This window comes from Scytonema hofmannii PCC 7110, from assembly GCF_000346485.2.
In the GTDB taxonomy this organism is placed as follows: Bacteria; Cyanobacteriota; Cyanobacteriia; order Cyanobacteriales; family Nostocaceae; genus Scytonema; species Scytonema hofmannii.
On sequence record NZ_KQ976354.1, the window covers coordinates 14,849 to 29,476 of the forward strand.

Annotated in this window: 14 protein-coding genes; 6 read left to right on the plus strand and 8 right to left on the minus strand. The window is 40.3% G+C overall.

The window, feature by feature from the left end; genetic code table 11:
* Positions 1–27: 27 nt before the first annotated feature.
* Both WA1_RS00080 and WA1_RS00085 read right to left on the minus strand, forming a co-directional pair.
* On the minus strand, positions 28–696 hold the full coding sequence (locus tag WA1_RS00080) for a hypothetical protein (protein WP_272819032.1): 669 nt from the start codon (positions 694–696) through the stop codon (positions 28–30).
* A gap of 159 nt (positions 697–855) precedes the next feature.
* Positions 856–1,122: a type II toxin-antitoxin system ParD family antitoxin gene (locus WA1_RS00085; RefSeq protein ID WP_017742274.1), complete on the minus strand. Its 267-nt coding sequence runs from the start codon at positions 1,120–1,122 to the stop codon at positions 856–858.
* 247 nt (positions 1,123–1,369) lie between these two features.
* Here WA1_RS00085 and WA1_RS00090 point away from each other — a divergent pair, with 247 nt between their 5' ends.
* From WA1_RS00090 to WA1_RS00105, 4 genes are all read left to right on the plus strand, one after another.
* Positions 1,370–1,741 carry a hypothetical protein gene (locus WA1_RS00090; protein ID WP_017742273.1) on the plus strand — a complete coding sequence of 124 codons (372 nt, stop codon included), beginning with the start codon at positions 1,370–1,372 and terminating at the stop codon, positions 1,739–1,741.
* Positions 1,742–1,885: 144 nt separating this feature from the next.
* Complete coding sequence (locus WA1_RS59185; RefSeq protein WP_272819033.1) at positions 1,886–2,080, plus strand: hypothetical protein; 195 nt, start codon at positions 1,886–1,888, stop codon at positions 2,078–2,080.
* A gap of 185 nt (positions 2,081–2,265) precedes the next feature.
* A complete protein-coding gene (locus WA1_RS00100) occupies positions 2,266–3,351 on the plus strand; it encodes a c-type heme family protein (protein WP_272819034.1) in 1,086 nt (361 codons plus the stop codon).
* A 94-nt stretch (positions 3,352–3,445) separates the two neighbouring features.
* Positions 3,446–4,213, plus strand: coding sequence for a MinD/ParA family ATP-binding protein (locus WA1_RS00105; protein WP_026134526.1), 768 nt, complete (start codon positions 3,446–3,448; stop codon positions 4,211–4,213).
* Here the strand turns inward: WA1_RS00105 and WA1_RS00110 are convergent.
* Positions 4,210–5,064, minus strand: a complete 855-nt coding sequence (locus WA1_RS00110) for a phosphate/phosphite/phosphonate ABC transporter substrate-binding protein (RefSeq protein ID WP_017742269.1) — start codon at positions 5,062–5,064, stop codon at positions 4,210–4,212. The two genes, WA1_RS00105 and WA1_RS00110, sit on opposite strands and share 4 nt — an antisense overlap.
* Before the next feature lie 90 nt (positions 5,065–5,154).
* On the opposite strand from WA1_RS00110, the gene WA1_RS00115 reads away from it, so the two are divergent.
* Entirely contained in the window at positions 5,155–6,045 is an 891-nt protein-coding gene (locus WA1_RS00115) for a c-type heme family protein (protein ID WP_017742268.1), read from the plus strand.
* 122 nt (positions 6,046–6,167) lie between these two features.
* Here the strand turns inward: WA1_RS00115 and WA1_RS00120 are convergent, their stop codons facing one another.
* From WA1_RS00120 to WA1_RS00135, 4 genes are all read right to left on the minus strand, one after another.
* Entirely contained in the window at positions 6,168–7,601 is a 1,434-nt protein-coding gene (locus WA1_RS00120; protein ID WP_017742267.1) for an AAA-like domain-containing protein, read from the minus strand.
* Between the two features lie 59 nt (positions 7,602–7,660).
* Positions 7,661–8,434 (minus strand): MinD/ParA family ATP-binding protein, encoded by a 774-nt coding sequence (locus tag WA1_RS00125; RefSeq protein WP_017742266.1) that lies wholly within the window; start codon positions 8,432–8,434, stop codon positions 7,661–7,663.
* A 101-nt stretch (positions 8,435–8,535) separates the two neighbouring features.
* Complete coding sequence (locus WA1_RS00130) at positions 8,536–8,955, minus strand: hypothetical protein (RefSeq protein WP_017742265.1); 420 nt, start codon at positions 8,953–8,955, stop codon at positions 8,536–8,538.
* 507 nt (positions 8,956–9,462) lie between these two features.
* Positions 9,463–10,362: a pyridoxamine 5'-phosphate oxidase family protein gene (locus tag WA1_RS00135; RefSeq protein WP_017742264.1), complete on the minus strand. Its 900-nt coding sequence runs from the start codon at positions 10,360–10,362 to the stop codon at positions 9,463–9,465.
* Positions 10,363–10,711: 349 nt separating this feature from the next.
* On the opposite strand from WA1_RS00135, the gene WA1_RS00140 reads away from it, so the two are divergent.
* The gene (locus WA1_RS00140; RefSeq protein WP_026134525.1) at positions 10,712–14,395 is read left to right on the plus strand and encodes a WD40 domain-containing protein; all 3,684 of its coding nucleotides are present in this window, start codon (positions 10,712–10,714) and stop codon (positions 14,393–14,395) included.
* On the opposite strand, the gene WA1_RS61525 is transcribed toward WA1_RS00140, so the two are convergent.
* Entirely contained in the window at positions 14,319–14,555 is a 237-nt protein-coding gene (locus WA1_RS61525) for a DUF4278 domain-containing protein (protein WP_081402809.1), read from the minus strand. The genes WA1_RS00140 and WA1_RS61525 overlap by 77 nt on opposite strands.
* Between the last annotated feature and the right edge of the window lie 73 nt (positions 14,556–14,628).

Consider the following 14,628-nt stretch of genomic DNA (forward strand, 5'->3'; position numbering starts at 1 on the left):
GGATTGGGGAAAAGTGAGCCTTCCACTCTAGCCCTCGACCCCTTTAGTTTCAACAAAAAACAGATCTTTGAACAACAAAACTAACTTGATACTACAGTAAGCGATCGCCATCCCAAAAAGTCCCCAAGTTATCTGTACTGCAGCAATATGTAACATCCAAAGGCTCACTAAAACTAGCCCCAGAAAGTCGGCAATTAACACGTTGTAACGTTCGGAAATTTTCCAAGGCTGAATGACCATTTCTGATGACGTATAAATTTTGACTCCAGCAAATAAGTTAAACCACACCTGGCTCAATAAAATCAAAATCGAACCCCATCCCAGCCAAATTGATGCTGTATAAAATCCTAAAAGTTCTATAAAAATTGTACTGATAGTGATTTTCAAGAAAGTATCCAGACGACTATCCTTAACTTGCTCCTTCGCTTTAACAATTTGTTGCAAATCCCGATCGGCCATCCGGGCTTGTTCTATACAAAACAAAAACATCCCTGTTGCCAGTAGTTGATGGGTTAATTCCTGACCCCAAATAACTTGTCTCAATATACAAAGATTTGCCGGAAAAAATAGTAAAAATATCATTCCAGGAATTGGCAACATAATGGTTTCCAGGGTTAAATAGATGAAAAATCCATCGTAAAGCGATCGCTCAAGCCTTGGCTGTGGTACGATGCCACTTTCTACTGTTGGTACCAAAAGTTAGTGGACATTGCTACACGATCGCAGTTTAATATCAGCTTACGTAGCGACCCGCCAACTCTATTCATCATCTCCTAGAAAAATTGCCTCCAGATCCCGATAGCCACTTAGCACTCGAATCACCTGAATACTATTTGGTTTGGGAAAATAGAGGACTCATGCACCAGCCTGCTCAATCTGGCGAATGTCCTCCTCTAGCTCTGCAAAGACTGCTTCGCCATCCACAATGTCCCCACGCTCGATCTGCTCAACTCCAACCATAATTTCCTTTCGCAGAGTTTCCAACTTAATTTGCTGGATGCGATCGCGCTCTTCCAACAACCGCAGCGCCTCGCGTACAACTTCACTCGCAGACGGATAACGACCAATTTTGACTTTTTCTTGGACAAACTGTTCCAGTTCTGGCGTAAGTGAGACATTCATAATCAAGCTGCGAGATCGGGTAATATCTTTGATTTTGCTTTAAATAGCAAAGATTGACAAGCTTTGTATTTCTACAAAATGAGTTACCTTATTCCTCATCGACAAATATATTAGCCATCAGTTCGGCGGCGGTGCCTCTCAGAGCAGTGCCATTGCTGACAGCTTGCATCGTTGCCTTAGCCCCAACTTCTCAAAGAAGTCGGGGCTCTAATTAGGGTTCTGACCAACTTCAGCCATCAAAATTAATGTGGCGGACTACTTTCATTACATTGTTTTTTCTTCTTGCAACTTGTTGACCAACCCAGAGTGCATAAAACCCAAAAGTCCACCTTATGAAATAAATGAAGCGGTTGAAACCACTGCTCAACAACAAACTCAAACGATTAACGAATTTGGAGATAGCATCATGTTTGAACAAATTGAATTAACTACCCAAGACAACATTGAACTGACTGATACCGAATTAGAAAGCGTTGCTGGTGGTCACGGTCATCACGGTCACCACGGTCATCATGGTCATCACGGTCACCACGGTCATCATGGTCATCATGGTCATCACGGTCACCACGGTCATCACGGTCACCACGGTCATCACGGTCACAAGAAAAACAGGTGTTAGTGCAACTTGGGGTTAACAACTTGCAACTTGTTGACCAACCCAGAGTGCATAAAACCCAAAAGTCCACCTTATGAAATAAATGAAGCGGTTGAAACCACTGCTCAACAACAAACTCAAACGATTAACGAATTTGGAAATAGCATCATGTTTGAACAAATTGAATTAACTACCCAAGACAATATTGAACTGACTGATACCGAATTAGAAAGTGTTGCTGGTGGTCACGGTCATCACGGTCATCATGGTCATCACGGTCATCATGGTCATCACGGTCATCATGGTCACCACGGTCATCATGGTCATCACAAAAATCACGGTCACAAGAAAAACTGGTGTTAGTGCAACTTGGCGGTTTCCACCATTGAAGCACTGAGCGTCCCCGATATAAATAACACATATAGTTCAATTCATTTAATCTCTTGAACTATGTGTTTCGGGGCTACCTGCTCATACCATATTTGGTTGAACACTTGTGAAAAAGGCGTGTGTTCTCACTAGTTTGAGTTTAATATATTCTCATAAAAGTGAAAATTTTAAAAGCCATGTTAGGCAAACTCAAACTAGCAACCAAATTTACCTTGCTTCTATCACTCGTTTTCTTAATTGGGATTTTAATGAGTGGGTTTGCCTTGTCTAAGGGTCTGGAATACAGAGCCGAAGCAGAGTTAAATTATAGAGCAGAGATTCTCATGCAAATGATGAACTCCTTGAGAGGGTATGCAAATAGCTGTGTAAACCCTCTGTTAAATTCCCTTGTAGAAACTCAACAAAACTTTACTCCAGAATCGCTACCAAGCTATTCGACAAGAGAATTCTTGGAAAACTTTAGAAAGAATGAAAAATTTACAAATTACCTTTACAAAGATGCCACAGTTAACCCAACAAATGTACGGGATAAAGCTGATGAATTTGAAACCAAAATTGTAGAGCATTTTCGCAGTGAACCGGAATTGAAAATCATATCTGGTTTTCGGACAATGTTGGGAGAGGAACTTTTTTATACTGCCCGACCTTTTGCTATTACAGACCAAAAATGTCTTCGCTGTCATAGCACTCCAGAAAAAGCGCCTAAGAGTCATTTGGCAACCTACGGTACAACGAATGGTTTTGGCTGGAATTTCAATGAGATCGTTGCGACTCAAATCGTTTATGTACCTAAAAGTCAATTTCACAATACTGCTTTCAACAATTTTTATTTAGTCATCGGAATTTTTATAGGTATATTTATTATAATTATTTTGCTGATTAATTTCTTACTGAAATGGAATGTTATCTTGCCTCTTAAACCATTAGCTCTGGTGGCAGAAAAAATGAGTGCTGATACCATTAGAGGTGATGAGGCAAAAGAGTTTGAACTTAAAAGTTTGGTTGTGATATCGAAGCGTGCTGATGAGATAGGGCAATTGGGGCGTGTCTTCCAAAGAATGGTTCGCGAGATCTATGCTCGCGAGCAACACCTAAAACAACAGGTGCAGGAACTTAGCATTGAAATTGACCAAGCTAAAAAGTCAAATCAAGTAGCCGAAATCGAGGAGATGGACTACTTCCAAGATTTGCACAAACAGGCAAAAGAGATTCGGAATAAATGGCAAAATTCTTCTAATGAATAATACCAATCCGTCCCATTCTTTTTTCAAATTTGTAGAACCATTTTTTATCTTTACAATCTTAAATTTTATTTTATATAAAAGATTGATTTATATTATGTGTAAAGTTATATCAATACATTCATTCCGTGGTGGAACTGGTAAGTCAAATGTCACTGGAAACTTAGCAACTATCTTGGCTCTCTGCGGACAAAGAGTTGGTATTGTTGATACCGATATTCAATCGCCAGGAATCCACATACTTTTCGGTCTGAATGAGGAAAAAATTGGTTACACTCTGAATGATTATCTCTGGGGTCGTTGTGCTATCGAGCAGACAGCCTACGACATAACCCCAATTCTCAAGGCGAAACAAGGAAATAGTGCTATTAAGGGTAGCATTTACTTGGTTCCTTCAAGCATCAAAACGAGCGAAATCTCCCGAGTTGTGCGTGAGGGATACGATGCACGTCGGCTAAATGATGGCTTGCAAACTCTGACTCGCCGTTTGAAACTGGACTACTTATTAATTGACACTCATCCTGGAATTAACGAAGAAACTCTGCTGTCAATGATTGTTTCCAATATTCTGATCGTTATCCTACGTCCTGACCAACAAGACTATCACGGTACCGCAGTAGCTGTCGATGTGGCTCGCAAGCTGGAGGTGCCTAAAATGTTATTAGTGGTTAATAAGGCGCTGCCAACGTTAAATTTTCAGGTGTTGCGAGAGCAGGTGCAGAACGCTTATAAAACAAAGGTAGCGGGTGTCTTACCCGTGTGTCAAGAAATGTTTCACATAGCCAGCAGCGATATCTTTTGCCTGCGCTACCCTTTTCATCCTTGGACTCAAGAAGTGAATGCGATCGCCAAACAAATCATCTAAAATAAGCGAGCAGGTTTGTTATGAACCTCATGTGCAATTGAGGTAACTCGCTCCACTACAGAAATCATATATTGGTAATCTGGTAACTTCCCATTCGGTACATATCCTAATTCTTGAGTCAAAATTGGAGTCGCAGCATTCATAATTTTGCGAATAACATCTTGTCTGTTATGCTCTACAGAGGGTGAAATCAAAACCACACCAGGTGGAACTTTGTGAACGTCCGCGAACAATATGCGGAACTGTGTAGTATTTAAGTTTGGACTATAAAGATTAAATTCCTCATTAGAAAGAGCACCAGCAGTAACTTTTTCTTGTGCTACCCATTCAAGTACTGTCTTGGGTGTTGGAGCAAATTGGATTTCAGCCAAAGTTAAACCATAAAGATTGTAAAGGGGTAAATAATATCCAGTTGCTGAACCTAGATAACCCAAAGCAACTGTTTTCTGCTGCAAAGCTTTCAAGTCTTGGATTGGACTATCTTGGCGAACGACAAAGATAGATTGTAAATTACTGGTACCTAAAAGAGGAAAAAGAGCACTGTATTGATGTTTAGCCATAGCTATTGCTGCTAAACCAGGAGGAGCAAAAACTAGTGACCAAGCGCCATCCGCAATACGCCTGAGAGCTAAGTTTTCATTAAATGCAGGTTCTATCTCAACACGCGCTCCTGTTTTTTCAGCTAAATAGCGACCAAAACGAGTAAACCGATCCCGTGTTTGTTCTCCTTGTTCATAACTAATAACGCCAATAGTTAACCTATCCCCTTGGCTTTGCCTTGATTTTACCGCACAAGCACTAAGGAGTAGCAACTGTAAAAAAAAGCAACGACGGGAGAAGGTGAAAGACATTAACAATTATGATAGTGTAAACCAAGAGAATTATCTGACTTAAATTTGGAGAAATTATCATTTCTAATACTAGTTGTATTCAATATAGTTATGAAAATAGAAACAAAGATTAATATACTTTTTACAATAGTATTTGTCCTCGGTATTATCATTAGCGGTATTGTATCATCAAAGCTACTTCAGGAAAATGCACAACAACAGGTGACAGCTAAAGCACAAATGCTGATGGAAGTCATGAACTCAGTGAGAAACTACACAAATAACCGCATTAACCCTTTGTTGGAATCTAGGTTACAAACTGAGGCGGCGTTTATTCCAGAAACAGTGCCTGCCTTCTCTGCAATTCAAGTTTTTGAAGATTTGCGCCATCACCCAGCTTATAAAAATTTCTTTTATAAAGAAGCAACTCTTAATCCTACAAATTTACGTGATAAAGCTGATATATTTGAAGTTGATCTTGTCAAAAAATTTCGCAAGAATTCAGGGACTAAAGAAATTTTAGGGTATCGACAATTTCCAGAAGGAGAAAACTTCTTCATCGCCCGTCCTCTTGCTGTAACCCAACAAAGTTGCTTGCAATGCCATTCAACACCAGAATCTGCGCCTAAAAGTCAAATAGCAAGCTATGGTTCAGTTAATGGCTTTGGTTGGAAGCTGAATGAAATCATCGCTGCACAAGTCGTTTATGTTCCCGTCACACAAATACTTGACAGTGCTCAACGATCTGCTTATGTGTTAATGGCAGCTTTGATTATTATTTTTGCTACCATCTTTTTTTTGACGAATCTTTTATTAAGAAAAACAATCATTCAGAGACTTAAAAAGATAGCTAAGGTTGCTGAAAAAGTTAGCACTGGTGATATGGATTCTGACTTTGGAAAACAATCAAATGATGAAATTGGTGCTTTAGCGGTAGCTTTTAACCGAATGAAAAAAAGCCTTGAAATTGCCCTTAAAATGCTAAATCAAACAACTTACTAAAAATACCTCAACTGTGATTCCTCGTAGCCGATCGCGCCAGACATTGCGGTTTACATGAATTCGCCAACAGCCTCACTTGGAAGATGGAAAATTAGTAAATCATTGAAGTCAGAAGAAACCTCTCACAAGTCTATATGCTTGCTAAAATACCGTCGATAAAGCTCACAGCTAGGCATAACCAGATTTTCGTGCAGCTTGACTAACCCCATGCTATGTAGCTTAAACGCACTCAGCTGCTCTATTTCTATAGGTGTTGATGATGCGATCGCCTGCTCATAAGCGGCTGCTAGTTGGGGATGCTCTTGTAGACTTCGTAAATGTCGATGCAGGTGATTGCAATAAATGCCCGCATTTGTTGCAGCCGTTTGGATTAACTGCTTCAAAGTCAAGTCTTTTCGCGCTAGATGATACAGAGCTTGTTGCACGAGATACGGGTGCCCTGCTACAAGCTGTAGAAGTTCTGATAATTCATCCTCAGATAAATGAAGCCCATAACGTTGGGATAAATCCAAGACTTGCAGGGGTGTAAACGCCTGCAACTCAATTGCCAAACCTACATTAAAGGGAGACTTATTAATATCTAAAGGGATATAAACTTCTGTGGAATGGACAATCAGTAGCCGAAGATTTTGCCACAGAGGATTGCCACTATCCCCATAAGCTGCTTCTTCATACCACGATCGCAACAGCGTAAAAAAATCATCAACAATTTCTGGGTGTAAAAACACTTCATCAACTTGATCTAACGCTAATACCAAAACACCATTAATCTCTGGTAGCAAACAGTCTTCAAAATAAGCGGTACAGTTACTTTTACTGCCAAAAGTTTCACTCCAGTAATCCTCTACCCGATGTGGTAACTGCAACTTTCGAGTCACAGAAGCGCAGAACCAACGTAAGAATTTATCTAAGTCACTAAAAATACAACGTTCTGCTCGCTGCAAGCTAAGAGCGACTGTCCGTACTCCCACATTATTAGCAAGATCGGAACACTGTTGTTTGGCATGAGCTAAAATTCTTACCATCAAAGAAGTTTTACCCATTTGACTCGGTGCTTTAATGCGAATCAGTGCGCCCGGTCTCGTAATTTCCTCATAACAACGAGAATCTACCGCAGAACGCTCCACATAAAGATTAGAATTTAGTGGCACCAGTCCCACTGGGGACTCTAATTCCGGAGATTGAAAACTAGGAGATTGAAGACTAGGAGAAGACAAGGAGGACAAGATAAATTCTTCCCTTTCTTCTTGATCTTTCTCCTCTTCACAAAAAGTTCTCTGTGCCAAAACTGCCATCAAATTATTTTTATTGACTTTTTCCCCAAGGCTCAATGAAAGAATCTGCCACAATTTTGGACCCACATCATGCTTGATGTATTCGGGAGCATAGCCACAATCCACTGCAATTTGGTCATATTTTTGACCTAGTAAAGCTCCCCGCAGTACAGCTACTTCAATATTTCTCAGGTGTTTTTTAGTCTTGGCAAAGACTGCAGCATCTGCTAGTTTTAAGGCTACTTCAAAGTTAATTGCTTGCTCTTTAACACTTTCTATCATGGGTCATTTGTCATTGGTTATTTGTCATTGGTCATTGGTCATTTGTCATTGGTTATTTGTCATTGGTCATTGGTTACTGCTTCCCACAATGCTTTTTCTACAACCTGTAGAAGCATTTGACTAAAGGGATGATCTGGATATTCCAAACAAAAGATTCCACTGCTGCCTAGTTGAGCTACATCTTCCGTAAGTGGTAATATACCTGCAATTGGAACATTGTAAGTTTTTTCTACTTTTTGTTGTAGTTCTGAAAAGTTCATACGACTTGGAACTTTATTAACTATCATCATCATCTGGACTTGAAGCTGACGGGCAATATTAACAGTAACAGCAGTTCCTTGGAAATCTTGACGGTCTGGACGTAAAATGACCATTAAAAGGTCAGAAAGAGCAATAGACAGTAAAGTTTCTCTACTAAGACCGGGATGAGTATCAATAAATAAATAGTCTAATTGCAGTTCTTCAATCAATTGCTTGAATCCACTTTTCAGGATACTAACGTTATATCCTTCACAGACAATTCTGGCAATTTCTTCCGCATTTATGCTGGAAGGTATGAGAAAAACTTTGCCTTTTCCCGCAATTTCTAGATAAGAGCTAACATCATATGCAGTGTCAGCTATAGAGCAGTGATTCCACAAATAGTCATTTAAAGTGTTGCCTGTAGCTGTCTCATTAATATTAAATAGAGCATGAATACCGGGGGATTGGAGATCGGTATCTATAATTGCAACTCGTTGATCTTGGAGTGCTAGGGCTACTGCTAAATTTGCTGTTAAGTTAGATTTACCAGTTCCGCCCCGAAATGAATGAACTGCAATAATCTTAGACATTCTTTTATAACTTTAAATTCTAAATTTTTTTATTTTGTAAGTACGGACGAGTCTTCCTCTTGCAGTCTTAACGGGTAATTTTTATCTATCAAATAAGATAGCTATACTAGAGAGCCATTCCGAAAATATTCAACCTCTATCTGTAATTGTTGAAAATAATCAGTCTGAGTAATTTCCGCAACTTGCTGTGTCAGTTTATTTAAATCGATCTCGATTTGTATCTCTTGACTGTGGAGTTTTCTTGTTTCTTCCTTTGTTCTCAGTAAATTTTCTAATTCAGCTTTTTCTTGCTTTAAAGCTTTAATTTCGGCTCTTAAACTCTTGTTAACATTATGCAGATCGGACTTAAACTTTACTTTTACGCTATTTTTTCTAAACTGCTTCCTAGTTCTTCTAAAAGGAACAGGTATAAAAAGATTACTTGCTGCATTCACGAAAGCAGCAAAATTTACAATTTGGATGCTTGTCTTCATACCAAAGGAAACTGCTCCGATACAATCATCGCGAGAATATTGGGACATAATTTACTCCACATCAATCTCAGGAATTTCCTGACAGCAGGAGATGTCTTGTAACTAAGTAGCCAAAAATAAGAATTATTTGGAGTAATCTGGGGTGAATCGGACTTAACCGACCCCAGATTACCTCGCTCATTTGAGCACTCCCAGAGCGGGGTGTAGTTTGCCTCGACACTGCTTAAGAGCTTGTCAATAGATTCCGGTGTTGCACTGTGTGACGCAGCCATGTTCCTTGTCCGACGCTTGAGACTGGCTAATCTCATTGAGTCATGACCCTTAAGCGGACGACTTGAAACAAGTTCAAGTTGAGTCATGGTGGAGCCAGTAACCGAATTGCTCCGAATTACTCTGGATTACTCCAGTTCACGTACTCCTCTCCTAGCTACTTCGTCTTTACTAGAATTATGCGATCGCGCGACCTGATGAAAGATCAGTTTTGCAATGAAAAAGGCGATCCAGAACTGGTCTTGACAAAACGATATTTTTATGTATTTTATGTACTTCTAAATTCTAACTCGGATTCGCAGGTGAATATTCCCCAAAGCGCCAACGGAGTGGGCAAACATTCCTACTTTCCAACACTTGCTCGATATCAAACTCTACCAAACGTTGCGCCCCGGCAAACTCACTTAATCTCTTAGCCTCCCAAATCACCTTTGCTTGCCCTGTTAATTGTAATGTATGCCCGCTTTCAAAGTTAACAAACAGCAACCCCGTGTATGGATTGACAAGCAAATTGCCAAGGGTTTGAAACATATTATTTCCAGCGTAATCAGGAAACACCAATTTGTGACTATTTATAACTCGTACAAAGCCTGGAAAACCACCACGGTGAGAAGCATCAGCCCCCACTTCAGGATGGTAACTAGCAATAAAAAAAGTATCAGCTTGAGTTATCCAACTTTCATCAGTTTGACTGAGAGCATCTCTGGTTAATACTTCAGGCTGTTGGAGTGACTGTGTAAGTTCGGTTTCTATATGACGTGATTGGATATATTTTGGACAGTTGAAAAAAACCTGATCGAGTTCAACAATGATTTTGTCATCCGATGGTAAATTGGCTTTGCCATTGAGACGTAAGCGTCTGCGGTTTGCTAAATCAATCACTAATAGACCAATAGCATTATGACTAGCAAGGTTCTGATTGAGTAAATCTCTTGATAGAAAAGTGGGATGAATCTCTAGTGTTTGTTTGTTTAAGACTCGAACAAAACCCAAATCCCCTGTTAATAACGAAGCCCAAACCCTCCCTTTGGCATCTACTGTACTCGCAACTGCTAGTTGTTGATTCCTCAGAAACTCTTGGGCTGCTGGTTTGATAATATTACCGAGCATCCGACGCAACTGTTGTGCCTCTTCGCGAACCCCTGCGTGATTTTGAATTGCGATTTCGCCAGAATGAAAATCCATACCTACATCATGAAGATGATAATAAATGCCATGTTACTGTAATGCCATCGTTTGACAAAAATCTTTACTTATCTACATATTTAATGACTTAGCTTAAATTATCCAAGATCAGTTTTGGTTTCATGAGGTTGACTACAACTGATCTTGGCAATAGTATTTGCCCGTGGTATTGCGCGAAGCATAGAAATTTTGATATCTCTATCTATGGAAGTATGTCTTTAAGAGGTTGTTTGAAAAGTGGTCAGTTGTGATTTTAATTACATTACTACCCCCCTTAGTCCCCCCTTGTAAAGGGGGGAAACAAGAAAAATTCGCTTCCCTCCCCAATCCAAAATCCAAAATCCAAAATATGGCTACGTTAAATGCTTCTCAACAAGGACTGGTAAAAATCAAACAAGCGAGAAGTCAAAAAGGTTGGGCTGTTGATGACTTCAGGTGGCTTGAAGCAGCAAGTCTAATTTTGGGAACGAATTGGAAAGAACAGGGAGTGCTTGCTATCGGTATTTCTGAAGGAACTTGGAAAAGATTTTTAGCCGGAAAACACCCAATTAATGCCTCAGCGTTTAAGGCTTATTGCGAAGTTCTTGGGCTGAGTTGGGAAGAAGTTGCTGAAAAGAAGGTAAAAGATCGAAAAACACCTAGCAACCAAGAAACCCCTCTTTCTCCTCATGACTCCCCAACCTTAAAAGGTACTCCACAGTCTCCTCCCCTTCATGCAGACTGGGGTGAAGCACCTGACGTATCAACTTTTTATGGTCGTGAAGAAGAATTAAACACAGTCAAGCGTTGGGTTGTACAAGAAAACTGCCGCTTGATAACGCTCTTAGGTATGGGTGGAATTGGTAAAACAACGCTTAGTGTCAAGCTAGCGCAACAAATCATAGAGATGCAAGATACGAGGTTTGTCATTTGGCGCAGTCTTCGCAATGCACCTCCACCAGAAGATACTTTGGCTGAACTGATTCAGTTTTTATCCAGACAACAAGAAACGATTTTGCCAGATGGCTTAAATAGCAGAATCTTGCTGTTACTAAAATATTTACGTTCTTCCCATTGTCTGCTGATTCTCGATAATGCTGAATCAATTTTACTCCCAGGCGATCGCACTGGTCGTTATCGCGTAGGATACGAAGGCTACGGCGAACTGTTGCGATGCGTGGCAGAAACTTCACATCAAAGTTGTTTGATTCTAACTTCACGAGAAAAACCCCAAGGACTGGCAAAGTATGAAGGAGATAGTTTGCCTGTTCGATCTTTACAACTTACAGGTTTACTAGAAACAGAAGGGCGAGAATTATTTCATGCTAAAGGGAAATTTATAGGCTCCGATACTCAATGGCAAGTTTTGATTTCGCGCTATGGTGGTAATCCCCTTGCTTTAAAGATAGTCGCGTCTTCTATCCGCGATTTTTTTGATGGTAGCATTTCCCAATTTCTGGAAATTTCCCAACAAAGTATCTTCATCTTCGATGATATTCGCGATTTACTCGACCAACAATTCCATCGACTCTCCGCCTTGGAACGGGATATTATCTTTTGGATTGCCATCAATCGCGAACCTGTTTCGTTATCAGACTTGCAAACAGATTTTGTCACCCATGTTCCCCCTCGTGAATTGCTAGAGTCCTTGTCATCTTTGCAAAGACGTTCTTTGATCGAAAAAACGAGTGGTGGTTTGACTCACCAACCCGTCGTGATGGAGTATACTACTACCCAAATCATTGAGAAAATATCCCAAGAAATTCAAGAATTGCCAAATAGAAAATGGGAAGAAAAAACTCAACCCAACTCAACCCCCAACCCCCAACCCCCTACTCCCTTATTTATCAGTCATGCCTTGATTAAAGCCCAAGCTAAAGATTATATACGGGAGACTCAAATCAATTTGATTTTGCAGCCTATTATCAATGAATCGGTATCTCAGCTTGGCAGTTTAGAAAATCTTTTCCATAATCTCTCTCAAATTCTTTCCTATTTACGTGGAAAAACACCCAAAGAAACAGGATATGCAGCCGGAAATACTTTGAATTTGTTACATCAAGCACAAGTTGATATGACTGGATTTGATTTCTCTGGGTTAACGCTGTGGCAAGCATATATGCAGGGAGTACATTTACATGATGTTAATTTTTCCAATTCCGATTTATCTCGCTGTGTTTTTACTGAAACATTAGGTAATATTTTATTCGCTGCTTTTAGTCCAGATGGTCAGCTTTTGGCAACTTGTGACACTGACTGCAATGTGCGTGTCTGGGAAGTCGAAACAGGAAGATTATTGTTAATTTGTCAAGGTCATAGCAATTGGGTAAGGTTTGTGGTCTTTAGTCCAGATGGGGATATTTTAGCAAGTGGCGGTGCTGACCATACCATAAAGTTATGGAATGTCAGTGATGGAGTTTGTATAAAAACCTTAATTGGGCATTGTCATGAGACATTTTCTGTCGCTTTTAGCCCGAATGGTGATATCTTAGCTAGTGCAAGTGGCGATCGCACGGTCAAGCTTTGGAATATCCGCGACGGGAACTGTATCAAAACTCTAACAGGACACACAGACTGGGTGAGGTGTGTGGCATTTAGTCCAGATGGAGAAATTTTAGCGAGTAGCGGTGCAGACCATAAGATAAAATTGTGGAACCTAGAAACAGGTGAATGCTTGCACACCCTATCTCAACACCAAAGTTGGGTACGTTCTATTGCTTTTAATCCAAGCGGTGACACCTTAGCCAGTGGAAGTGGCGATCGCACGATTGCAATCTGGGATTATCATACAGGTGAGTGCATCAAAACATATACAGGGCATACGAACAGTGTCTATTCTGTTGCCTATAGTCCTAATGGAGATATACTCGTGAGTGGAAGTGGCGATCGTACTGTCAAACTTTGGGATTGTCATACCCACACCTGCATAAAAACACTGCACAAACAAACCAATGAAGTTTGTTGCGTAGCATTCAGCCCAGATAATCAAACAATTGCTTGCGTCAGCTTAGATCAAACAATGCGATTGTGGGATTACCACAACGGGCAATGTTTAAAAACTTGGCAAGGAAACACCGATTGGGCGCTACCCGTTACATTTAGCCCCAACGGGCAAATTTTAGCCAGTGGTAGTAACGACAAAACAATTAAATTATGGGACTGGCAAACAGGAAATTGTCTGTTGAGCTTGCAAGGACACACAGACTTTATTTATGGTTTAACATTTAGTCCAGATGGGCAAATTTTAGCCAGTGCCAGCACCGATTCTACAGTCAGGTTATGGGCTGTAAACACGGGAAAATGCTTTCAAATTTTACAAGGACATACAGATTGGGCTTATACTGTAACTTTTCATCCTTCATCTGAAATCATTGCCAGTGGCAGTGCTGACTGTACCATTAAACTATGGGATTGGCACACCGGACAGTGTTCCAAAAATTTAATCGGTCATGCAGACAAAATTTGTGGACTAGTCTTTAGTCCTAATGGGCAAATATTAGCGAGTGCCAGTGCCGATCAAACTGTGAAGTTATGGAATTGGGAAACAGGTCATTGCACAACAACTTTACCTGCTCATGATGCCAGAGTTTACACCGTTATATTTAGCCCAGATGGTCAAACTTTAGCCACTTGTAGCACTGACCAAACGATAAAATTATGGGATTGTGAAACGGGTAAATGCCTTAAAACTTTCACAGAGCATACCAACTGGGTATTTGCCATTGCCTTTAGCCCAGATGGACAAATCCTTGCTAGCGCTTCCCACGACCAAACCGTCAGAATATGGAATATAAAAACGGGGAAATGTCAACATATCTGTATTGGACACGCCCATCTAGTTTCTTCTGTTGCTTTTCATCCGGATGGAAAAGTCATAGCGAGTGGATCGCAAGACCAATCCGTAAGGATTTGGGATGTAAAGACAGGAGAATGTGTGAGAATCTTGAGAGCGAAAAGACTCTACGAGGGGATGAATATTACTGGTGTGACAGGTTTAACGGATGCAACAGTTTTGACACTTCACTCTTTGGGTGCGGTAAGTTTAGATAGGTAACTCCACGATACTTCAACTCAGATTTGGTTTGAGTTGGAACTGTTGTTATCCTCAAAATTGAGTAACTAATGCCTCGATACTTTGTATTGACAAAATATGGGGGGTTTGGGAATTGGGTATGGCTTGTGTTGTATTGAGAACCGCGATAAGAGAGTTGCATTATTGAATTTTTGTGGTTAACTCGTGTTGACTGTTATCACCATAGAATTTAACTTTCCTTAAGTCCATGTATA